The organism is Paraburkholderia gardini, from assembly GCF_907164545.1.
In the GTDB taxonomy this organism is placed as follows: Bacteria; Pseudomonadota; Gammaproteobacteria; order Burkholderiales; family Burkholderiaceae; genus Paraburkholderia; species Paraburkholderia gardini.
Genome location: NZ_CAJQZB010000001.1, coordinates 390,995 through 411,976 on the forward strand (window position 1 = coordinate 390,995; position 20,982 = coordinate 411,976).

Sequence of the window (20,982 nt, forward strand, 5' to 3'; positions counted from 1 at the left end):
CTCCTGGATGCTAGACTCCGCCGATGAAACGAAAACGCCTCACACGCGAGCAGAGCAAGGACCAGACGCGCGAGCGCCTGCTTGACGCCGCGCTCGCCATGTTCATGAAGAAGGGATTTGTCGCGACGAGTGTCGAGGACATCGCCGACGCAGCGGGTTACACGCGGGGTGCGTTCTATTCGAACTTCCACAGCAAGCCCGAGGTGTTCCTGGAACTGCTGCGGCGCGATCACGAACAGATGCAGGCCGATCTGCAGAGCATCTTCGAAGGGGAGTCGACGCGCGAAGGGATGGAAAAGCGCGTGTTGACGTTCTATCGGCGTCTGCCGTTCGACAACAAGTGCTTTCTGTTGTGGGTGGAAGCCAAGCTGCTGTCGGCGCGCGACGCGCGCTTTCGCACGAATTTCAACGAGTTCATGCGCGAGAAGCGCGAACAGATGGCGGCGTACATCCAGGAGTTTTCGGTGCGTGCCGGCACGCCGCTGTCGCTGCCGCCTGAAACGCTGACGCTCGGTCTTTTCGGTCTTTGCGACGGGGTGCAGTCGTTCTATACGGCCGATCCGCAGCACATCACCGATCACATGGTCGAAACGGTGCTCTCGGAGTTTTTCGCGCGGGTGGTGTTCGGCAGGAGCGCGGACGATGTGCTCTGAACTTGCCTCCACGCCGTTTTGCGTCCTGCTTCTGAGCGCCTGCCGGGTTAGCGGCGCTCAGGCTTGAGTTACTCAGCTTCCGAGTCCTGGTCCGTAGTTGCTGCCAATCAGTTTCGTCACCGCATTCACATCGGCGTAGTCCTGCTCGGGCAGGCCGTCGAGCATCGAAAGCACTTCATTGCTTGCGCCGGCCTCGCGCGCGGCGTCAACGAGCGCGTCCTTGTTCACGGGCCAGGAAATGGTCTGCAGGATGTCGGTAATCTGCATATCGAGCGATTCGTCGGGAATAGGGATGCCGGTCATGCGCGAGGTCCTTGTTCTAATTAATACCTGTGCCCGACCCGCGGCGCCGCACCCGATGCGTGATGCTGAAGCCCGCGCTTCCCGCACTTGCAGGCGGCAACCCGGTGCAACGGGCGCTCAGGTCTGCAGATGCTCGTTCTTCGCGACAAAGCCGCGATCGGGGTGTTTCGACTTCGGCAGCGCGATGAACTCCCAGTGCTGCGTCTTGCTGCCGTCGATCGCGGCCACATCCGGCGCCGCTGGTGCGACCGGCGCGGCGTTTGCCGCAAGCGCCGCCGGGGAGGAACCGTCAGGGTCGCCCGCGGCGCCCGCCGCCGGGTTTTCATAGGCCGTGTGAACCGGCGCGGCGAAACACGAGGCCGACAGCGTCACCATGGTCAATAGCGTCGAGATTTTCATCGCCCGAGCTCCTTTGCTCTTGCAGCACAGAGGCTGCAGCAAGCGTTGTGCCATGGCGGTATCCCGCAGCCTGACACCCGCCTGGCGCGGACCGCGAAGACGGGGCGCCTTTTACTATCTTAGGACGCAATTCGCCCACACGCCGCAGCAAAAACGACAAAACCGCGCGAAACCGGTGGAGACTTTTGCAATCTTCGCAAACGGCTGACGTTCAGTTGCGAGCAATCATGCGGAATGCGTGTTGCGGTGCGGGAATTTCGCGCCGGTTTTGCGCGACCGGTCCGGACTGGCTGGGCGCCGGCCGGGCAATGCGCTAGCGCAGCACGTCGAACTGCGTCCACGGCCAGGACGGCCGGTCGCGCATGTATCCGTTCAGCCAGTTCCATTGCGGATGGCGCTGCATGAAGGCCTGCGCGTCGAACGGCCGGCCGCACGGGTGACCCCAGCGCGCCCAGAACGCCATGTCGCGCGCCATTTCGCTGTCGACGACCTTGCCGTCGTTCGCGCCCCACGGGTTGAACGGACCGTGGTCGGAGCCGCCGAAGCGCTGGTCGTCGAGTTCCAGATGCCCGCAGATCGTTCGCGAGCACGGGTTGTCGCTGCGGTCGAGATAGACGTCGTGATGATCGGCGATCATGGCTTTGGCGACGTCGATATCGATCTTGCCGCGATGCTGTTCAGCCAGTTGCATGAAGCGCAGGCGACGCGCTCCGTTCCTGCGCACGTCGGTGTAATCGTCGCCTTCGCCGACGCATTCCTGGTTGCGGATCTTCAGGTCGGTCGCGGTGTTGTAGCCGCTATAGAAGCCGTTCTTCGTGCTTTCGAAGCCGGAAAACTGCAGGCCAAGTTCGTAGCGGGCGATCTCGCCCGTCTTGACGTCGCCAAGCAGCCAGCTGTTCGCGTAGCCGCCGTTGTTCGCGACCGCGAACCTCTCGCACCATTCGCCGATGCTGTTCGCATACTGGGTCGCGCGCCGTGAGCGGTAAAACTCGGGCGCGCCGGCGGCGTTGTAGCCCGCGAAGCTGGAGATCGTCGTTTCGGTCACCATCAGGCCGGCGGACGTGATCCAGAAATCCGTCAGGCTCGAGATGCAGCCGGGCAGACCCTGCATCAGGATCCGGTGGCCGGCATCCGGAACGATGTCGAACACGACGTTGAAGGCGTCGCCGGCGGCGTAGCGGTCCCACGAGTTGTGCGCCATCACGATGCGGCCGTCGCGGGTGGCGTCGCCGGTCGCGATGAACGCGCTGCAATGATGGCCGCGCCGCCCGCGCCACGGTTTCAGGCCGAGGCGCGGCTGCTGTTGCGCCGCGTGAGTTGGCCACCAGCTTTGCAGCAGGTCCATGTAGCCGTTCCATGCCAGCACGTCGGCGAACGGCAGCTTCGCGCCGTCGGCGATGCCCTGGATTTCGTCGGCGAATTCGGTGTCGAGGCGCGGCGCGAACTGCGCCACGGCGGCATCGACGAACGTGTCGAAGTCTTCGCCGGTGTCCCACTTCGCGAGGTAGCGGGCAGTGTCGATCGCATGCCGGATCTCGGCCGCGAGGAGCTGGCCGTGCTGCTCACCGCGATCGTACGGCTCGCCCTCGATGTGCAGGAAAATCCAGCCGGCCTGATCGCGGCGGACGGCATCGCCTGACGGGTCGCTCATCTTCGCTCCGGGTCGAAATGGCGCTCACGGTTATCCGCGCAGCGCGCGCCCGATCGACCGAAGACAACCGCAGGCCGGCACGCTGCACGGCTCTTTTCCATTCTAGAAAATATGCCGCGCTTTGCTACCGGGTGTGCGAGACGCCTGCGTCAGCGCGTGGGGTTCATCCGGAAATACGCATCGAGCAGCGATGTCTTGTATACGACCCCTGCGAGCGTCGGACACGCGGTGCTCTCGACCACCGGCAGCCGTTCGCCCTGAAACGCCATGAAATGCTGCAGCGCGTCGCCAAGCGGCATGTCGGGTGTCAGCACATCGAAATGGGGCTGCAGGTAGTGCGCGGCGGTGCGCGTCGAGGTGTCGTGTTTGTCGAGCAGATCGGACGTGATGTCCTTCAGCGCGACGACGCCGAGGAAGCACCCGGCGTCGTCGATCACATACAGATACTTCACCGGATATTCGAGGAACACACGCGTCATGTCATGCACGGTCGCCTTGAGCGGCACGATGGTTTCAGCCGGCTTGATCAGCTCGCGCATCTGCGTTGCGCGCAGGCGCATGCGTTCCTGTTCGTCACGGTTGCGCATCAACGTGATCTCGTACATCGACGTCTTGCCGATCGCGCGCGACACGAAGTACGCCACCACGCACGAGAGCATCAGCGGCAGCACGACCTGGTAGGAGAGCGTCATCTCGAAGATCATCAGGATCGCCATCAGTGGCGCCTGCGTGGCGCCCGCGAGGAACGCCCCCATGCCGACCATCGCATACGCGAACGGCGCCGACGTGCCGTGCGGCCACAGCGCATGCATGCCCTGACCGAACAGCGAGCCCAGTACGGCGCCGACGAAGAGCGTCGGCGTGAAAATCCCGCCGACCGCGCCCGAGCCCGCGGTCGCCGCGGTCGCCACGAGCTTGAACACGAGCACGAAGACGAGCGCCGTCCAGGTCCACTGCGAATGCAGGATCGAGTTCACGACGCTATAGCCGTTGCCCCACACATCCGGCGACCACACGGAGATGATGCCGACGATGAGACCGCCGAGCGCGAGCGTGACGGGCAGCGGCAACGGCAGGCGCCGAAAGGCAGCCTTCGAGACGCCGAGCAGGCGCAGGAACTGCGGCGCGGCCGCACCGCACAGCAGGCCGAGCGCGACGAAGAGCAGCACCTCGACACCCGTCACCGGCGGGAACACCGGCATTTCGTACGGCGGTTTGTAGCCCGCGAATTCGCGCATCGTGATGTTCGCGACGACCGAGGCGACCACGACCGGGCCGAAGCTTTCCATCGCGATCGAGCCGAGCACGATCTCGGTCACGAAAAACGCGCCGGCGATCGGCGCGTTATAGGCGGACGTGATACCCGCCGCCGCCCCGCACGCCACCAGCAATCGCAGACGCGGCGGGTCGAAATGCACCCAGCGGCCGATCAGCGACGCGCAGAGCGCCGCGAGCTGCACCATCGGTCCTTCGCGTCCGATCGACCCGCCGCTCGCGATCGTGAAGAGCGACGACACGCTGCGCCACAGGCTCGGGCGCACCGGCACGACGCCGTCGCCGATCGCGACAGCTTCCATGTAGTCGGTATGACTTTTTTTGTCGACGCCGCGCCGCGCGACCAGCAGGAAGAAGCCGGCGATCAGGCCGCCCGCGGCGGGCAGCCAGATCCGCACGGTCCAGGGCAGACGCCGCGCCATGTCGACGATGCCGCCGTTGCTGCCGGAAATGGCGCGCTGAAGGAGCGCGATCCCTTCACGGAAGGCGACCGTCGCAAACGCGCCGGCCACGCCGACGACCACCGACCACACGAGCATCGTGTGAGCGTCGGACAGACGAAACAGTTTTTGGGCGCGCGTGCGCAGTTTCAGCAGAAATGAAAGCACGGAAGAAACGGGCATGAGTCAGGGTTGGACGGCGCGTGCCAGCACGGCATCGCGGGTTGCGTCGACAAGGCCGCGTTCAACGCGCGGCCTTGTCGAGTTCGGGGTAATGCCGGAAGACGCACGCCTCGTTATGCGCGATGCGCCGGTCGGACTCGAGATACGCGGCGAGTTTCGGCCGCGCGATGACCGCGTCGTGCAATGCCGCGAGACGCGGATAGTGCTCGCCGAAATGCTTCATCGCAAGCGGAAACGCGTAGTGGAGGCCGTCGATCAGCTGGAACATCGACAGATCGACGTACGTCAACGCGTTGCCGACAAGATATGCATCGCCATCGGGGTTCTGCTTCAGCACCCGCTCGAAGTATTTCATGTACTTCGGAATGCGGTTGTCGATGAAGTCGTGCGCACGCACTTTGGCGGCGTCTTTCTGGTCTTCGTAATACAGGCCGCTCGCGAGCGGATGATGCGTGTCGTGCGCTTCGGCGACCATGTCGGCGATCGTGAGCTGCAGGCCGTTCACGACGTAGCGCAGGTTTTCGTCCTTCGGCGCGAGCCCGAGTTTCGGACCGAGATACATGAGGATGTTGGCGGTCTGCGCGACGACGAGGTCGCCGTCTTTCAGGAACGGCGGCGCAAACGGCGGATGCGGTTCGCTTTTGCTCCTGAGCACGTCGAGCATCGCGCCGGTGCCGTCCCTGTCCGGCGCGCGGGTCACTTCGGTATAGCGGGCGCCGGCTTCTTCGAGTGCCAGCCGCACGAATTCGCCGCGGCCTTGCAGGCCGTCCCAGTAAAAGAGTTCATAAGCCATCGATCGATCCTCGCCTGGATTGAGAGTTCGACTGCGCGAGCCGAAAGTATGCCGCGCCGGCGCGCCGCGTTGTGTGAACAGCGGACAAAAAACCGCGGCGAGGTGCGTGGACGGCGTCAGGCGCGAAACCAGACGAAGCTGCGCGTATCACGCGTATCGCTCGCGGGCGCAAAAACGCAAAAAGCCCCGCACGAAGCGGGGCTGCCGGTCGGACCGGCGAGGCGGGGCGTATCAGCCGAAGAAGCGCTCGACGGCCCATGTAATGCCCAGTCCACCGCCAATCAGCCAGACATACAGGATCAGTCCGGTCGTCAGGGCGCGCGGGCCCGCCTGTTTGACCTGCGAGATGCGGGTTTCGATGCCGAGGGCGGTCATTGCCATCGTCAGCGCGAAGGTGTCGAGCGTGTTCAGCGTGTGCGTCGCGGCTTGCGGCAGCACGTGCATCGAGTTGACGATCACGAGTGCGAGGAAGCCGAGCGCGAACCAGGGTATCGCGAGCTTGCGTGCCGGCGTGCCGTCGGCGGCTACGCCCGATGCTGCCGTACCGCGTGCCGACCGGTTGAGCCACACGCCCAGCGAGAGCAGCACCGGAACCAGCAGCATCACGCGGGTCATCTTGACGATCGTCGCGATATGCGTCGCTTCCGGGCTGACGTTGCTCGCCGCGCCAACCACCTGCGCCACCTCGTGAATCGTGCCGCCAAAGAAGAGGCCGACGCCGCGTGTATCGAGATGCAGCCAGCCCGCATGGTAGAGCACCGGGTAGAGGAACATCGAGAGCGTGCCGAACAGCACCACGCTACCCACGGCCATCGCGCTTTGATGCGGCTTCGACTGCAAGGTCGATTCGAACGCGAGCACTGCGGCCGCACCGCAGATCGCGCTGCCGGCGGCGGTCAGCATGGCGGTGTCGCGATCGAGCTTCATCAGTTTCATGCCGGCCCATGTACCGATCACGAGCGTGCTGACGACGATCAGGACCGATTCCACCAGACCCGGCAGGCCGACCTGGGCGATTTCCTGAAGACTCACGCGCAGCCCGAAGAATGCCACCGCGATGCGCAACAGCTTGCGCGCCGAAAAGTTGACGCCTGCAGCCCAGCTTTCCGGCATGCCGTCGCGCAGCACATTGCCGTAGACCGCACCTGCGACGATGCCGATGATCAACGGACTCATGCCGAGCCCGGCGATGAACGGCAGCGACGAAATGCTGGTGACCGCCGCCGCGAACAGCGCGACAAAGAGAATGCCGTTGAGCTGCCCGCGCGTGGATGGCGCCTTGCGGGCCAGCGCTGAAGCGGAAACGGAGGGGGAGGCCGTGGACATGAGATGTGCCGTCAATGAACGGGTTCGATGCGATGGCCTAATCCTAATTTAGATATATCGATATGAAAAATCGTCATTTGCGACGTAAAATATCGGATTAGCTGATATTTAGTCTCCATGACCCCTGACCAACTGATAACGTTCGCTGTCGTCGCCGAGCACCGAAACATCAGCCGGGCGGCGCTTGCGCTGCATCTGTCGCAGCCGGCGGTGTCCGGCCAGTTGCGGCAATTGCAGGATGAATTCGGCGAGGCGCTTTATCAGCGGGACGGGCGCGGCGTGCGCCTCACCCCGGCGGGCGAGCAGTTGGCAAGCTATGCGGCCCGGCTGCGCGACACCTGGCAGCAGGCGCATGCGTATCGCGATGCGCTACGCGGCATGGAACGCGGCACGCTGCGCATCGGCGCCAGCACGACGCCGGCGAGCTATCTGCTGCCGTATCTGATCGCTGCGTTTCACCGGAGCTATCCCGAAGTCTCGATCCATACGGCCGACGGCAATACGTCCGACATCGTCGGTTCGCTGGCATCGGTCGATATCGCGATGGTCGAAGGGCCGGTCGGCACCGGTCTGCCACCCGATACCGCCGTCCATCCATGGCGTGAAGACGAGATCGTCGCGATCATGCCGCGCACGCATCCGTTCGCGGCAGCGCGCGAGAGCGTGCCGGCGGCTGGGCGTCACGTGACGCTCGCCGAACTCGGCGAGCACACGCTCGTGTTGCGCGAAACGGGCTCGGGCGTGCGGCAGATGGTCGAGCGCGCGTTCGCGCGCGCTGCGGTGCCGATGCGCGTCGCGCTGGAGATCGCGGGCGTGGAGGGCGTCAAGGAGGCCGTGCGGGCAGGGATGGGCATCGGTTTCGTGTCGGCGATGTCGATGCGCCACGACGACAACGTGCTGCGGCTCTTCTCGCTCGCGCCCGAGCCGCTGACCCGCCATTTCTCGATCCTGATTCCGCACGCGAGCGCGCCGTCGCGCGTCGCGGAGCGCTTCCTGGCGCTGTGCCTTTCCGGTGTCGACTGACCGTTCCACGGGCTTCGGAACCGGTTCCAGGGGATTTCCACTATGGCGCCGGGAAGTTGCGAAGCGCAGTATTTCTCCAACGAAGCGCGCAGGCGCTTTTTTCAGAACCCATTATGGAACCGGTTCCATTGTTAATGATCAAGGAACCGCTGGAAACAGAGGTCAATCGACATGCCCGACATCGTGATCGTAGCGAGCGCATTCGGCGCCGACGCCATCCGGCGTGACGGCCATCAAGCGTGGCTGGGTTCGGCGGCAACGGCCGGCGCGTCCGCCTTCGAAGTGCGGCGCGAACTGTTCAACGCCGAAGAAGACACCGCGCCAGACGTCCTGAACGATCTTGGCGAAGCGATCGCCGCACTCGGCATGTGGTCGGTCTGGTCGACACCGGACGCGCTGTACACCGCCGAAGGCGCGCTCGATCTGGACGCGCTGCGTCTCGCGATCGCCGAAGGCGAGGCGCTCGGCGCACGCTTCGTGAAGCTGCAGCTGGGCGGCTTCGCGCACGAAGCGCGCGCCGCCGCGATCGCCGGATGCCTGCGCGGCGCGAACCTCCGTCTTGTCGTCGAAAACGGGCAGATGAAGGCAGGCGGCCAGCTCGCGCAGTTCGTCGGGCTGTTCGCGGCCCTCGAGCGCGAAGGCTATCCGGATGTGCTCGGCATGACGTTCGATATCGGCAACTGGCAATGGCCCGGCGAAGCGCCGCTCGAAGCCGCGCGGCAGCTCGCGCCACATGTCGAATACATTCACTGCAAGGCGGTGACGGGCGAGGGCGCACGACGCTTCGCGGTCGCGCCCGCCCCCGACGATCCCGTCTGCGCGGCCGTCCTGCCGCTTCTGCCGCGCCACGTGCCGCGCGGCATCGAATTTCAATTCGACACCGCCAGCCTTCAGGCCGACGCTTCGCGCTATGTCGCCTGGCTTGCGGCCGCATAGTGTCGTAAAGCATCGCAATTTCACCCAGGGCCGCACCGGCGCTTCACCGCGTGGTTTGGTCAGAACGTGCAGTACAGCAAGGATATTTTTCAATGAAACCGGTACTCGATGTCATCACCTATGGCGAGGCGATGGCGATGTTCGTCGCGGCCGAAACCGGCGCACTCTCCGACGTCTCCTGCTTTACGCGGCGCATCGCCGGCGCCGACCTGAACGTCGCGATCGGCCTGTCGCGCCTGGGTTTCAAGGTGGGCTGGATGAGCCGGGTCGGCGACGATTCGTTCGGCCAGTACGTGCGCGACACGCTGGCGAAGGAAGGCATCGACGCGAGCTGCGTCACGACCGACGCGCGCTATCCGACCGGCTTCCAGCTCAAGTCGAAAAACGACGACGGCAGCGATCCGGCCGTCGAATATTTCCGCCAGGGTTCGGCGGCAAGTCATCTATCGGTTGAAGACTACGTGGCCGACTACGTGCTGCAGGCACGCCATTTGCACCTCACGGGTGTCGCGCCCGCGCTGTCCGATTCGTCGCGCGAACTGGCCTTTCATATGGCAAAGGAAATGCGCGCGGCCGGCAAGACGATTTCGTTCGATCCGAACCTGCGCCCGACGCTATGGCCTTCGCGCGAGACGATGATCGCCACGCTGAACGCGCTTGCCGCGCACGCTGACTGGGTGCTGCCCGGCATCGGCGAAGGCGAGATCCTGACTGGTTACACGAAGCCCGAAGACATCGCGCGCTTCTATCTCGATCAGGGCGCGCGCGGCGTCGTCATCAAGCTCGGCGCGAAGGGCGCGTATCTGCGCACCGCCGACGATGCGGGCGTGATCGCATCCCAACCGGTGGCGAACGTCGTCGACACGGTGGGCGCGGGCGATGGCTTCGCGGTGGGCGTCATCAGCGCGCTGCTGGAAGGGCGCACGATGCCGGAGGCCGTCGCGCGCGGCAATCGCATCGGCGGGCTCGCGATTCAGGTGACCGGCGATTCGGAAGGGTTGCCCACGCGCGTCGAACTCGACGCGCTGGAAAGCGGTCGCCTGCTGGCTGCAACACGGGAATCCGCACGCACGGCGTCGCAGACGCTGCATTAGAACGTGCACGAAGGCGCGACACGCCCATCCATTTCAACGGGGATCAAGGAGACACCCATGACCACCTCATCGCTTGCGATCCGCCGCTGGTGGACGATCATGCCGATCGTTTTCATCACCTACAGTCTCGCGTATCTCGATCGCGCGAACTTCGGCTTCGCGTCCGCTGCCGGCATCAATCAGGATCTCGGCATCAGCAAGGGGCTGTCGTCGCTGATCGGCGCGCTGTTCTTTCTCGGCTACTTCTTCTTCCAGATTCCGGGCGCGATCTACGCCGAACGGCGCAGCGTCAGGAAGCTCGTGTTCTGGAGCCTGATCCTGTGGGGTTGCTGCGCCGCGCTCACCGGCATGGTCAGCAACATTCCGTCGCTGATGGTGATCCGCTTCGCGCTCGGCATCGTCGAAGCCGCCGTGATGCCCGCGATGCTCATCTTCATCAGCAACTGGTTCAGCAAGAGCGAACGCTCGCGCGCCAACACGTTCCTGATTCTCGGCAATCCGGTGACGGTGCTGTGGATGTCGGTGGTGTCGGGCTATCTCGTGCATTCGTTCGGCTGGCGTCACATGTTCATCGCCGAAGGCGTGCCGGCGATCGTCTGGGCGGTGATCTGGTGGTTCATCGTGCAGGACAGGCCGGCACAGGTATCGTGGCTCTCGCCGCAGGAAAAGAAGGATCTTGACGACACGCTGCGCGCCGAGCAGGCCGCGATCAAACCGGTGCGCAACTACAGCGAGGCGTTTCGCACGCCGGCTGTGATCAAGCTGTGCGCGCAGTATTTCTGCTGGAGCATCGGCGTCTATGGTTTCGTGCTGTGGCTGCCGTCGATCCTGAAGAACGGCTCGACGTTCGGCATGGTCGAAACCGGCTGGCTGTCGGCGCTGCCGTATCTGGCCGCGACGATCGCGATGCTCGCGGCCTCGTGGGCTTCGGATAAACTCAACGCGCGCAAGGCGTTCGTGTGGCCGTTCCTGCTGATCGGCGCGATCGCGTTCGCGGCTTCGTATGCGCTCGGCTCGACGCACTTCTGGATGTCGTACGCGCTGCTGGTGATCGCGGGTGCCGCGATGTACGCGCCGTACGGCCCGTTCTTCGCGATCGTGCCGGAACTGCTGCCGAAGAACGTCGCGGGTGGCGCGATGGCGTTGATCAACAGCATGGGCGCGCTCGGTTCGTTCGTCGGTTCGTATGTGGTCGGCTATCTGAACGGCGCGACCGGAAAGCCGGCGGCGTCGTATGCGTTCATGAGCGTGGCGCTCATTGCCGCCGTGATCCTGACGCTCGCCGTCAAGCCGCAATCCACGCGATCTGTACGCAAGCTCGCAACACCGCTACAAGGAAAATGAGTCGATGAAGAAAAAGATTGTCGCGTACAAGCCGTTGCCTGCCGATGTCATGACGTATCTGCGTGAACACGCGGACGTCGTCGAAGCCGACGCCGCGCGGCACGACGCATTCGTCGCCGCGCTGAAAGACGCCGACGGCGCGATCGGCGCGAGCGTCAGGATCACGCCGGCGATGCTCGAAGGCGCAACACGGCTGAAAGCGCTGGCGACGATTTCGGTTGGCTTCGATAACTTCGACGTCGCGGATCTCACGCGCCGCGGCATCCTGCTCGCGAATACGCCCGACGTGCTGACCGAATCGACGGCCGATACGGTGTTCTCACTGATTCTGGCAACGGCCCGGCGCGTGGTCGAACTGGCGGATTACGTGAAGGCCGGCGAGTGGAAGCACAGCATCGGCGCGGAGCATTTCGGTGTCGACGTGCAGGGCAAGACGCTTGGCATCGTCGGGCTCGGCCGCATTGGCGGTGCCGTTGCGCGACGCGCGGCGTCCGGCTTCAACATGCGCGTGCTCTACACGAACCGCAGCGCGAATGAACACGCGGAACAGGCGTACGGCGCCGTGCGCGTCGAACTCGCCGAACTGCTGGCGCAGTCCGATTTCGTCTGCCCGCAGGTGCCGCTCACGCAGGAAACGCATCATCTGATCGGCGCGGCCGAACTCAAGGCGATGAAAAAGAGCGCGATTCTGATCAACGCGTCGCGCGGCCAGACCGTCGACGAAGCCGCGCTCATCGAAGCACTGAAGGCCGGCACGATTCACGGCGCTGGTCTCGACGTGTTCGAACAGGAGCCGCTCGCGGCGGATTCGCCGCTGCTGTCGATGAAGAACGTCGTCGCGCTGCCACACATCGGTTCGGCGACGCACGAGACGCGCCATGCGATGGCCCGCTGCGCGGCGGAAAACCTCGTCGCGGCGCTCGACGGCACCTTGCGCACGAACATCGTCAACCGTGAAGTGCTGGGCGCATGAGCACACCCGTTCGCACGATGGCACCACGACGCGCCACGATCAACGATGTCGCGCGCGAAGCCGGTACCGGCAAGACCAGCATCTCGCGCTATCTGAACGGCGAGATGAACGTGCTGTCGCCGGAACTGCGCGCGCGTATCGAAGCCGCGATCGCGCGCCTCGACTATCAGCCGAACCAGATGGCGCGCGGTCTCAAGCGCGGGCGCAACCGGCTGATCGGCATGCTGGTCGCCGATCTCACCAATCCGTATACCGTCGAGGTGCTGCAGGGCGTCGAAGCCGCGTGCCACGCACTCGGCTATATGCCGTTGATCTGTCACGCGGCGAATGAAGTCGAAATGGAGCGCCGCTTTCTTGCGCTGCTGACCACGTATCGCGTGGAAGGCGTGATCGTCAATGCACTGGGCGTGGGCGAGGAAATACTGCGGCCGCTGGGCGGTGGCGGTATTCCGGCCGTGCTGGTCGACCGCAGCGTCGATGGGCTCGAGGCCGACATGGTCGGTCTCGACAACACGGCGGCCGCGCAACTGGGCACACGCCATCTGCTCGAACGCGGCTTCGACGAAATCTGCTTTATCGTGCAGCCGTTCGACAACATCAGTTCGCGCCGTCAGCGCGAGGCGGCGTTCGGCGACGTGATGCGCGAAGCGAGCGGCGCGCACGGCCTGACGGTCGTACTCGATCTCGGCGATGAAGCCGCTGTTCAGCACGCGCTCGCTGCGCTCGACCATGCCGTCGATGCCGCCGCCGCAGCCGGCCGGCGCATCGCGTGGTTCACGGCGAATGCGCCGGTGGCGCTGCGGGTCGCGCTGCATCTGAAGGCGCGCTACGGCGCGCACTGGCAGGAGCGCGTCGCGCTGCTTTCTTTCGACGATCCGGACTGGGCCGAACTGGCCGGCATCTCGACGATCCGCCAGCCGACCTGTGACATCGGCTACCGCGCCGTCGAGTTCCTGAGCCAGCGTATCGACGGCGCGACCGAGGTCGCGCGGAACTGTCTGCTGGCGGGCGAACTGATCGTGCGCGGGTCAACCGGGCGCTGATCTGCGATCATGCGGTCTGTGGCGCGCAGCGGGTGCGCGCCGGTTATCGCAAGGAAGCTCATGGTCGTAGCACCGCTCACCCTCACATGTCTCGCGCTCGCGACGCTCTTCGTCGCCGCTTTGCCCATCCTGCTGTATCGCCGCTACCGCACGCCGCTTGCGCTCGACCGCCGCGACGCGATCGCGGGCATCGCCGCCTTCGCGTTCTTCGCGATGGTGATCGAGCGCGCACTGAACGCGTTCGTGCTGCAGCAGAACGAAGCCACGGCGGCGCTGTTGTCGAATCCGGTCATGTTCGTGATCTACGGCGCGTTCGCTGCCGGCATCTGCGAGGAAACCGGGCGCTTCATCGCGATGCGTCTGCTGCTCAAGCGTGCGTTAAAGAAGGGTGCGCCGTCGGCGGGTACGAATAGCACCGCGCTGTCGTACGGGATCGGTCACGGCGGCGCCGAAGCGTGGCTCGTCGGCGTGCTGGTGCAGATACAGTGGATCGTGTTCGCCGTCTTCGAAAACCGCGGCGAACTCGCCGCGCATCTGTCGAACCTGCCGCCGGATTCGCTGATGCGCATCCATCTGGTGCTCGCGAGCCTGTCGCCCGCGACGGCTGGCATTTTCGCGGTCGAACGGGTGGCTGCGCTCGTGTTCCAGATCGCGTTGTCGGTGCTGATGTGGCACGGCGTGCGGGCAGGGTGGAAGGCGATCCTGCCGCTCGCGATCGTCGCGCACGCGGCGGTCGACCTGCCCGCCGCGCTGTTTCAGGCACACCTGCTGCCGCTTGTCGCGGTCGACGGCGTCTATGTGGTCGTGGCTATCGGCGTGGCGGCCATGCTGGTCAAGCTGTTCCGTCGCCCGTCGCACCCTGTTCAATCAACTGAAACCTTCGGGCAGTAACGATGGAACTTTATCAATACGACTGCGCAAGTCCCGATTTCGAGCAACTGGCGCGCGTCATCAGCGACCTGTTCCCGGAGCAGACCCAGTTCATCGAGCGTCCCGCCGACGACGGCACGCCAGTGCTGACGGTTCAGTGGGTCGCGATGCGCTTCGGTTCGACCGCGCGGCGCATCACGCTGAGCGTCATGATCGCGCCGGCCGCGCTCGCGCGCTTTCGTGCGACGCCGGCGCGTCTGCGGGACCGCGGCTTCGCGGTATTGCGTGCGTATGTGGAAGCGACGCTCGGCTCGCTCGAGGAAATGTACGCGAACGGCGAGGCCGTGCCGCGTGAGATCACGGTCGATCTGGGCGACGAGTTCGCGTGATCCGGTCGGAGGCGTCGGGCGTGAACGCAGGCGCCGGCGTCTCCGTCGGCTTCAATCGGCGCGGCGGTAAACCTTCGCGAAGCGGATGGACTGAACGACGCCATAGTCGCCCGGCGCATATTGCATGATCCAGTCGCCAGCGGTGCCATGCAGCACGTCGCCGCCTGCCGCCGAACGCGCCATCGAGAACGGCGCATCCATCTGCTTTGCCAGCACGACGGCCGGCCGGTTGCGATATGGGCCGGCATCGCCGTGCGCGCGGGATGCATCGGCGGGCAGGTATTTCGCATCGAAGCGTTCGCGTGAAACGACCCACCGGTCGCCCGTCGAACCGGTGATCAGCGCGTCGCCCCGCGTGTAACGGTTCGGGCCTTCGAGGCTCATCAGCTCACCGTCGCCCGGCGCGAATTCGACGATGACGGTTTCGTCCTTGACGTAGCGTTGCGCGGCCGGATCGGTGCGCAGGTCGATATTCTTCAGTTCGATCATGACTTCAGGTCGCCGTGAGGCCGGTAAGGATACGCGGGTTGCAAGGTCGCAAGGGTAGCGCGAAAGCCGTTCGCGCGCATCCTCGCCGCTTCGATCCGGCCGCTTCGATCGCGCGCCGGAAACAGCAACGCCCGCGGTAAAACGCGGGCGTTGGGCGCTGATGCCGCTATCGGGGCCTGCCTGACGGGCATCGTCAGACACGCAACCTTACGGCTTGACGGTTTCGTCTGCCGGCGCGGCCTTTTTCTTGGCCTTGCTCTTGCCGCCGTGCTTGTGATGTCCTTCCGCACGCGACGGATGATGGAACGTCGTATCAGCCAGCTTCTTCTGATCCGGAGAAAGGCTCGTGTAGAGCGGCTCGAAAGCGTCAACCAGTTTCTTCGTGCCGTCCGCGTGCGCGGTGGCGATCGCCGAATACTGCTTCATGTCGTCGAGCGCGGACTGGTTCGGATTCGCCATGCGCTGCTCATACAGGCCGGCCATCGTTTCGCCGTTGGTGCGCATGACGTCGGCGAACGTCTTCCACTGCGGTTCCTGCTCCGGCGTGATTTTGAGCTGCGTGTGCAGATAGGTGATGCGCTGTTCGACACGCTGTTCGTAATGTGCCGCGCCCGAGGCTGGCGCGGGTGCCGCCGCCGATGCCGGAGCCGCGCCTGCCGATGCCGTGGTTTGTGCAAATGCGCCGCTCATCGCCAGCGTGGAGGCGAGAATAACGAGAGTTTTTTTCATCGAGACTCCTGATGTCCGTTCGTATCGGGCCGAAGCGCCGTATGCCTCATGGGCTTTCCTTGCGCGCTTCAACGTGGGCGCTATTAGTATCACGATATCCGTGTCGTCCGCCCGCTTTGCCACAACTCCTTACAACCGAAACGAACAGGAAATAGCAGGTGGATAAATCCGTCAGCACGGGGATTGCCTGCGCGAACAACGGTCAGGCGCTGAAGGTCAACGCGTTGCGCGGCTTCGGCCTCGCGATACAACCGGGGTGCTGGCATAGAACGCATTAAATCCGTCAATCGGGAATGCCTGTAAAGGCGGGGTTCCATAGCGCGCGTTGACAGCTTGATTTCCCCACGCTTCTCGAAGACTGTCATTTACAGGACCTGGGTAAGGCATGTGAAATCTTATCCAGATGTCGCGCTATAACGGTTTCAGGTTCTGCAAATACCCCAGAAAACTTACATATTGCCTGACACGGATGCGTTGAATACGTTGAGTTCAGAAATATATCAATGTCCCGCTCTTAACGTATAAAACAGGAGTTACTGATCCAGACGAACAGCTCAGGACAAAGGGTTAAGTTAATTGTCCTGCATGGAGGAGACCAGCGGGACCAATTCGCCTGCAATGCACGATTTTCTCAGCCCGGGTGGCGGCTCGCTGACGAACAACGGCAAGCTCTCGACCTCCGGCGACAACTCCGCGGGCATGGCTGCACTGACGAGCGACGACACGCTCGTCAACAATGGCACGATCACGACCACCGGCGCCGGTTCGCACGGCCTGCTCGCGAATGGCGGAGCGGCTGGCGGACCCGGGAATAACGTGGTGACGAACAACGGCACGATCGATGTGTCGGGCGCCAACGCGCACGGCATCACGTCACTGGATTCGTCGCCCGGCGTGGTGACGAACACGGGCTCCATCGCCGCAAGCGGCCCGGGTGGCCTGGGCGCATTCATCGCAGGCCGTGTGACGCTCGACAACGCAGCGGGCGCGAGCATCGTGAGCCAGCAGGACAATGGTATCGACGCAAACGGAGGTGGCACCTTCAATAACGCCGGCACGATTTCAGGCCGCAACGTCGCCCTGTCCCTCGTCGGCGCCGCCGCGACCATCAACAACAGCGGCACGCTCCAGGGGGCGTCGCGCAGGCCATTGTTTCGAACGATGCATCGGATATCGTGATCAACAACACCGGCAACATTTCGGGAGGCAATGGCGAGGCCATTCTCACCAATAGCGGGAACGACACGATCAACTGGAGTGGCGGCATGATCACCGGCTCCATCCGGCTGGCTGCGGGCAACGACGCCGCGACGCTCTCCGGGCTCACCAATACCACGCTCGCCGGCGTGCCGTGGTTCGACGGCGGGCCCGGTACGGACGTCCTGACGTTCAACCGCACACAGGCCAGCGGCCTGAGCCGTTTCCTGAACTGGGAGACCGTCAACGTCACGAACGGCAGCCAGCTCACGCTCGACAGCGCGGGCATGACACTTGGCGGCAGCGGCACGCTGACCGGGGCGCTCAATATCGATTCGACCAGCACCCTGTTCGCAGGTGGCCTGGGGGATCCTTCGATCATGCCCGCGGTCGCCGGCCAGCTTGTGGCCGTCAGCAATGCGGGCACGATCGATCTGACCAGCGGTGGTACGGGCACGAGCGATGCGCTCGTGGTCAACGGCAACTACGTTGGGCTCAACGGCCGGCTGTTGCTGCAAAGCGTTCTCGGTGCGGACAGTTCGCCCAGTGACAGGCTGGTGATCATGCAAGGTACCGGCTCGGGCAATACTTCGATTGGCGTCACGAACGTCGGCGGGACGGGCGGCGTCACGGTGACGGACGGCATCATGGTCGTACAGGCGACGAACGGCGCGACGACGACCGCGAGTGCGTTCACGCTGCCCAGGCCGCTGGTGGCGGGCGCCTACACGTACTACCTGTTCAAGGGCGGCGTGAGCGCCGGAACGGTCGACAACTGGTATCTGCGTTCAAGCATTGCGGCCGCGCCGACCCCGACGTCGACGTCCGCGCCAACGGGCACGCCTGTCGCCGCGGCCGGCACGCCGTCGCTACCGCCCCCACCGCCGGCGGGCGCGGCGCCGACGCCGCTTTACCGGATGGAAGTGCCGGTCTATGCGGAAGTTCCGGTCCTCGCACGTGAATTGAGCATCGCGCAAACAGGCACATTTCACGACCGCCAGGGCGAGCAGTCGTTGCTGGGCGAGATCGGCGCTCTGCCGGCGGCATGGGCGCGCGTGTGGGGCGAACACGCGACCCAGCGTAACGACGGCGCCGTCGATCCGGAGTTCAGCGGCACGTTGGGGGCGTGCAGGTGGGCCACTACGTGTACGCCGATGCGTCCGCAAGCGGCCATCGCAACCACTATGGCTTCTTTCTCGGGTTCGCTCGAGCGCAGGGCGACGTGAGCGGATTCGCGCTCGGGTTTCCCGATCTGGCGGTCGGCCAGCTGTCAATCAACGCTTACAGCCTCGGCGGGTACTGGACGCATGTGGGGCCGGGCGGCTGGTATACCGATGCGGTACTGATGGGCAGTTCGCTGACTTTCGAACCGTCGTCGAAGCAGGATATCGGCGCGACCACGCATGGTGATTCGGTGACCGCGTCGCTGGAAGCGGGCTTGCCGATTGCGCTGTCCGCGAGTCTCAGCATCGAGCCGCAAATGCAACTGATCTGGGAGCACGCATCGATAAACGATCTGGACGACGGCATATCGAGCGTGTCGTTTCACGCCGCGAGTGGTCTCGCGGGTCGACTCGGCGTGCGGCTGCAGGGGCGCTTCGAAGCAGCGGACACGGTGTGGCAACCGTACGCACGCGCCAACCTCTGGCGATACTTCGGGGGAACCGATAGCGCCACGTTCGCCGGGACGACGGTCATTCCAGCCAGCGTGGCCGCGACGACGGTCCAGCTTGGACTCGGCGTTGCCGGGCACGTCAGCGCACGCGGCAGCGTATTCGCCACCGCGGGTATACAGGCAATGTGAGCGGTGCGCACCGAAGCATCGTCGAAGGCGACGTCGGGGGGGCGCTGGAGCTGGTGATCCCTGACGCCCTGCTCAACGAGAGTGGACGAGGGGGAGCCCGTTGCTGGAGATTCGCACGACGGGTTCGATGACCGGGCCGTGAAGACGGTCCCAATTGCGTTCCACCGCGGGGGGCGAGTGAAATCGACAGCGGAAAGCGCATGCCGGTACAGCTTTCGCCCGACAGCAGGCGATAATCCGTGCATACCGTGGTGCCTGCCCGGCACCGACGCACTCCTTCAACGTGACAGACCGCCATCGATGAGACCACCGCGCCTCGACCAGCTCGACGACCTTGACCGAAACCTCGTCGCCCTTTTGCAGGAGAACGCCCGCGAAAGCGTGGCGAATCTCGCGCGCCAGCTCGGCGTCGCGCGCACGACCGTGATCGCGCGGATCGCGCGGCTCGAAAAGAGCAACGTGATCGCGGGCTATAGCGTGCGGCTCGGCCAGGATGTGCTCGACGCGAGCATCTATGCGTACGTCGGCATCATCATCGCGCCGAAGCACGGGCAGGATGTGCAGAAGCGGCTCGGACGCATGCCCGAAGTGCAGCTGCTGTGCGCGGTGAGCGGCGAGTTCGATTACGTCGCGTGGCTGCGCGCCGGTTCGCCGGACCGGCTCAACGATCTGCTCGACCAGATCGGCGGCCTCGAAGGCGTCGAGCGCACGACGACGTCGATCATCCTCGCGCGCAAGATCGACCGGGGCATGGAGGGCGGTTAGCCCTTTGAGGGCATGGTCGCGTGCATGACCTTTACGCCGTCTTAACGCGTTTTCGTCGAACTGGATTATTTTTTCGTCATTTAGACGAAAGCGGCGGTCATAACGCAGCATTTTGCGTCTGTCATTCGTACGTACGTCTCCATAAACTGTGTAACAAGGGTTCGGCGCAAGCACGGCTCACACACAGAACAAGGAGAAGCGCATGAAAGTTGCCATCGTTGGCGCAGGCCTCATCGGTCACACCATCGCCCATATGCTGCGCGAAACCGGCGACTACGAAGTCGCCGCGTTCGACCGCGATCAGCAAGCGCTCGACAAGCTCGCCGCGCAGGGCATCCCGACCCATCGCGTCGATTCCGGCGACGCCGCCGCACTGCGCGCGGCCGTGCAGGGCTTCGATGCGCTCGTCAATGCGCTGCCGTACTATCTCGCCGTGAACGTCGCGGCCGCGGCGAAGGGCGCGGGCGTCCACTATTTCGACCTGACCGAAGACGTGCGCGCAACGCACGCGATCCGCGCGATCGCCGACGATGCCGACCACGCGTTCATGCCGCAATGCGGCCTCGCGCCGGGCTTTATCGGCATCGCCGCGCACGAGCTGGCAAACCGCTTCACGGAAATCCGCGACGTCAAGATGCGCGTCGGCGCGTTGCCCGAATTTCCGACCAACGCGCTGAAGTACAACCTGACGTGGAGTGTCGACGGCCTGATCAACGAGTATTGCCAGCCGTGCGAAGCGATCCGCGACAGTCGCACGCAATGGGTTCAGCCGCTCGAAGGACTCGAGCATTTCTCGCTCGACGGCACCGAATACGAAGCGTTCAACACGTCCGGCGGCCTCGGCACGCTGTGCGAAACGCTGGCGGGCCGTGTCGAAACGCTCGACTACAAGTCGGTGCGTTATCCGGGGCATCGCGACCTGATGCAGTTCCTGCTCGAAGACCTGCGTCTTGCGACCGACCGCGACACGCTGAAGTCGATCATGCGCCGTTCGGTGCCGGCGACAGCGCAGGACGTCGTGCTGATCTTCATCACCGTGACGGGCACGCGCGACGGCCAGCTGGTGCAGGAAGTCTTCACGCGCAAGATCTTCGCGAAGACGGTGTGCGGCGTGCCGATGAGCGCGATCCAGATCACGACGGCCGGTGCGATGTGCGCGGTGCTCGACCTGTTCCGCGAAAAGAAGCTGCCGCAAAAGGGCTTTGTGCGTCAGGAACAGGTGTCGCTGCGGGCGTTTCTCGGCAACCGCTTCGGGCAACTCTACGAAGGCCAGGCGTTGCACGAATCGACGGCGACCGTCTAG

General features: G+C 64.5%; 22 protein-coding genes. 14 read left to right on the plus strand and 8 right to left on the minus strand.

Annotated features, from left to right (window positions below):
• Nucleotides 1-23: 23 nt before the first annotated feature.
• On the plus strand, nt 24-653 hold the full coding sequence (locus tag LPA37_RS01690; protein ID WP_229011165.1) for a TetR/AcrR family transcriptional regulator: 630 nt from the start codon (nt 24-26) through the stop codon (nt 651-653).
• A gap of 72 nt (nt 654-725) precedes the next feature.
• On the opposite strand, the gene LPA37_RS01695 is transcribed toward LPA37_RS01690, so the two are convergent.
• The 6 genes from LPA37_RS01695 to LPA37_RS01720 all read right to left on the minus strand — a co-directional run bounded on the left by LPA37_RS01695 (nt 726) and on the right by LPA37_RS01720 (nt 7,023).
• Entirely contained in the window at nt 726-956 is a 231-nt protein-coding gene (locus LPA37_RS01695; protein ID WP_228976291.1) for a DUF2795 domain-containing protein, read from the minus strand.
• Between the two features lie 117 nt (nt 957-1,073).
• Nucleotides 1,074-1,355, minus strand: coding sequence for a hypothetical protein (locus tag LPA37_RS01700; protein WP_228976289.1), 282 nt, complete (start codon nt 1,353-1,355; stop codon nt 1,074-1,076).
• A 313-nt stretch (nt 1,356-1,668) separates the two neighbouring features.
• On the minus strand, nt 1,669-3,006 hold the full coding sequence (locus tag LPA37_RS01705; protein WP_228976288.1) for a C45 family autoproteolytic acyltransferase/hydolase: 1,338 nt from the start codon (nt 3,004-3,006) through the stop codon (nt 1,669-1,671).
• 149 nt (nt 3,007-3,155) lie between these two features.
• A complete protein-coding gene (locus LPA37_RS01710) occupies nt 3,156-4,889 on the minus strand; it encodes a ClcB-like voltage-gated chloride channel protein (RefSeq protein ID WP_228976285.1) in 1,734 nt (577 codons plus the stop codon).
• A gap of 76 nt (nt 4,890-4,965) precedes the next feature.
• A complete protein-coding gene (locus tag LPA37_RS01715) occupies nt 4,966-5,697 on the minus strand; it encodes a glutathione S-transferase (RefSeq protein ID WP_228976283.1) in 732 nt (243 codons plus the stop codon).
• 231 nt (nt 5,698-5,928) lie between these two features.
• Nucleotides 5,929-7,023, minus strand: a complete 1,095-nt coding sequence (locus LPA37_RS01720) for a YeiH family protein (RefSeq protein ID WP_228976281.1) — start codon at nt 7,021-7,023, stop codon at nt 5,929-5,931.
• Nucleotides 7,024-7,140: 117 nt separating this feature from the next.
• Between LPA37_RS01720 and LPA37_RS01725 the strand changes: the two genes are divergently transcribed.
• From LPA37_RS01725 to LPA37_RS01760, 8 genes are all read left to right on the plus strand, one after another.
• A complete protein-coding gene (locus LPA37_RS01725) occupies nt 7,141-8,046 on the plus strand; it encodes a LysR family transcriptional regulator (RefSeq protein WP_229011167.1) in 906 nt (301 codons plus the stop codon).
• A gap of 171 nt (nt 8,047-8,217) precedes the next feature.
• Nucleotides 8,218-8,982: a sugar phosphate isomerase/epimerase gene (locus LPA37_RS01730; protein WP_229011169.1), complete on the plus strand. Its 765-nt coding sequence runs from the start codon at nt 8,218-8,220 to the stop codon at nt 8,980-8,982.
• A gap of 92 nt (nt 8,983-9,074) precedes the next feature.
• Entirely contained in the window at nt 9,075-10,076 is a 1,002-nt protein-coding gene (locus tag LPA37_RS01735) for a sugar kinase (RefSeq protein ID WP_228976276.1), read from the plus strand.
• 57 nt (nt 10,077-10,133) lie between these two features.
• Nucleotides 10,134-11,420: an MFS transporter gene (locus tag LPA37_RS01740; protein WP_229011171.1), complete on the plus strand. Its 1,287-nt coding sequence runs from the start codon at nt 10,134-10,136 to the stop codon at nt 11,418-11,420.
• 4 nt (nt 11,421-11,424) lie between these two features.
• A complete protein-coding gene (locus tag LPA37_RS01745; protein WP_229011173.1) occupies nt 11,425-12,393 on the plus strand; it encodes a 2-hydroxyacid dehydrogenase in 969 nt (322 codons plus the stop codon).
• Entirely contained in the window at nt 12,390-13,436 is a 1,047-nt protein-coding gene (locus LPA37_RS01750) for a LacI family DNA-binding transcriptional regulator (RefSeq protein WP_229011174.1), read from the plus strand. The genes LPA37_RS01745 and LPA37_RS01750 overlap by 4 nt, the downstream gene beginning before the upstream one ends.
• Before the next feature lie 60 nt (nt 13,437-13,496).
• Complete coding sequence (locus LPA37_RS01755; protein ID WP_228976267.1) at nt 13,497-14,327, plus strand: YhfC family intramembrane metalloprotease; 831 nt, start codon at nt 13,497-13,499, stop codon at nt 14,325-14,327.
• Nucleotides 14,328-14,329: 2 nt separating this feature from the next.
• Nucleotides 14,330-14,695 carry a DUF3022 domain-containing protein gene (locus LPA37_RS01760; protein ID WP_228976266.1) on the plus strand — a complete coding sequence of 122 codons (366 nt, stop codon included), beginning with the start codon at nt 14,330-14,332 and terminating at the stop codon, nt 14,693-14,695.
• 51 nt (nt 14,696-14,746) lie between these two features.
• Here the strand turns inward: LPA37_RS01760 and LPA37_RS01765 are convergent, their stop codons facing one another.
• Together LPA37_RS01765 and LPA37_RS01770 are read right to left on the minus strand one after the other, a co-directional pair.
• Entirely contained in the window at nt 14,747-15,184 is a 438-nt protein-coding gene (locus LPA37_RS01765) for a PGDYG domain-containing protein (protein WP_229011175.1), read from the minus strand.
• Nucleotides 15,185-15,391: 207 nt separating this feature from the next.
• The gene (locus LPA37_RS01770; RefSeq protein ID WP_229011177.1) at nt 15,392-15,913 is read right to left on the minus strand and encodes a Spy/CpxP family protein refolding chaperone; all 522 of its coding nucleotides are present in this window, start codon (nt 15,911-15,913) and stop codon (nt 15,392-15,394) included.
• Between the two features lie 618 nt (nt 15,914-16,531).
• Here LPA37_RS01770 and LPA37_RS01775 point away from each other — a divergent pair.
• The 5 genes from LPA37_RS01775 to LPA37_RS01795 all read left to right on the plus strand — a co-directional run bounded on the left by LPA37_RS01775 (nt 16,532) and on the right by LPA37_RS01795 (nt 20,982).
• Complete coding sequence (locus LPA37_RS01775) at nt 16,532-17,092, plus strand: hypothetical protein (protein WP_229011179.1); 561 nt, start codon at nt 16,532-16,534, stop codon at nt 17,090-17,092.
• Nucleotides 17,089-18,336 carry a hypothetical protein gene (locus LPA37_RS01780; RefSeq protein ID WP_229011181.1) on the plus strand — a complete coding sequence of 416 codons (1,248 nt, stop codon included), beginning with the start codon at nt 17,089-17,091 and terminating at the stop codon, nt 18,334-18,336. Before LPA37_RS01775 ends, LPA37_RS01780 begins: the two co-directional genes overlap by 4 nt.
• On the plus strand, nt 18,255-18,914 hold the full coding sequence (locus tag LPA37_RS01785) for an autotransporter domain-containing protein (RefSeq protein ID WP_229011183.1): 660 nt from the start codon (nt 18,255-18,257) through the stop codon (nt 18,912-18,914). The genes LPA37_RS01780 and LPA37_RS01785 overlap by 82 nt, the downstream gene beginning before the upstream one ends.
• 300 nt (nt 18,915-19,214) lie before the next feature.
• Nucleotides 19,215-19,679, plus strand: coding sequence for an Lrp/AsnC family transcriptional regulator (locus LPA37_RS01790; protein WP_228976255.1), 465 nt, complete (start codon nt 19,215-19,217; stop codon nt 19,677-19,679).
• Nucleotides 19,680-19,881: 202 nt separating this feature from the next.
• Complete coding sequence (locus LPA37_RS01795; RefSeq protein WP_229011185.1) at nt 19,882-20,982, plus strand: saccharopine dehydrogenase family protein; 1,101 nt, start codon at nt 19,882-19,884, stop codon at nt 20,980-20,982.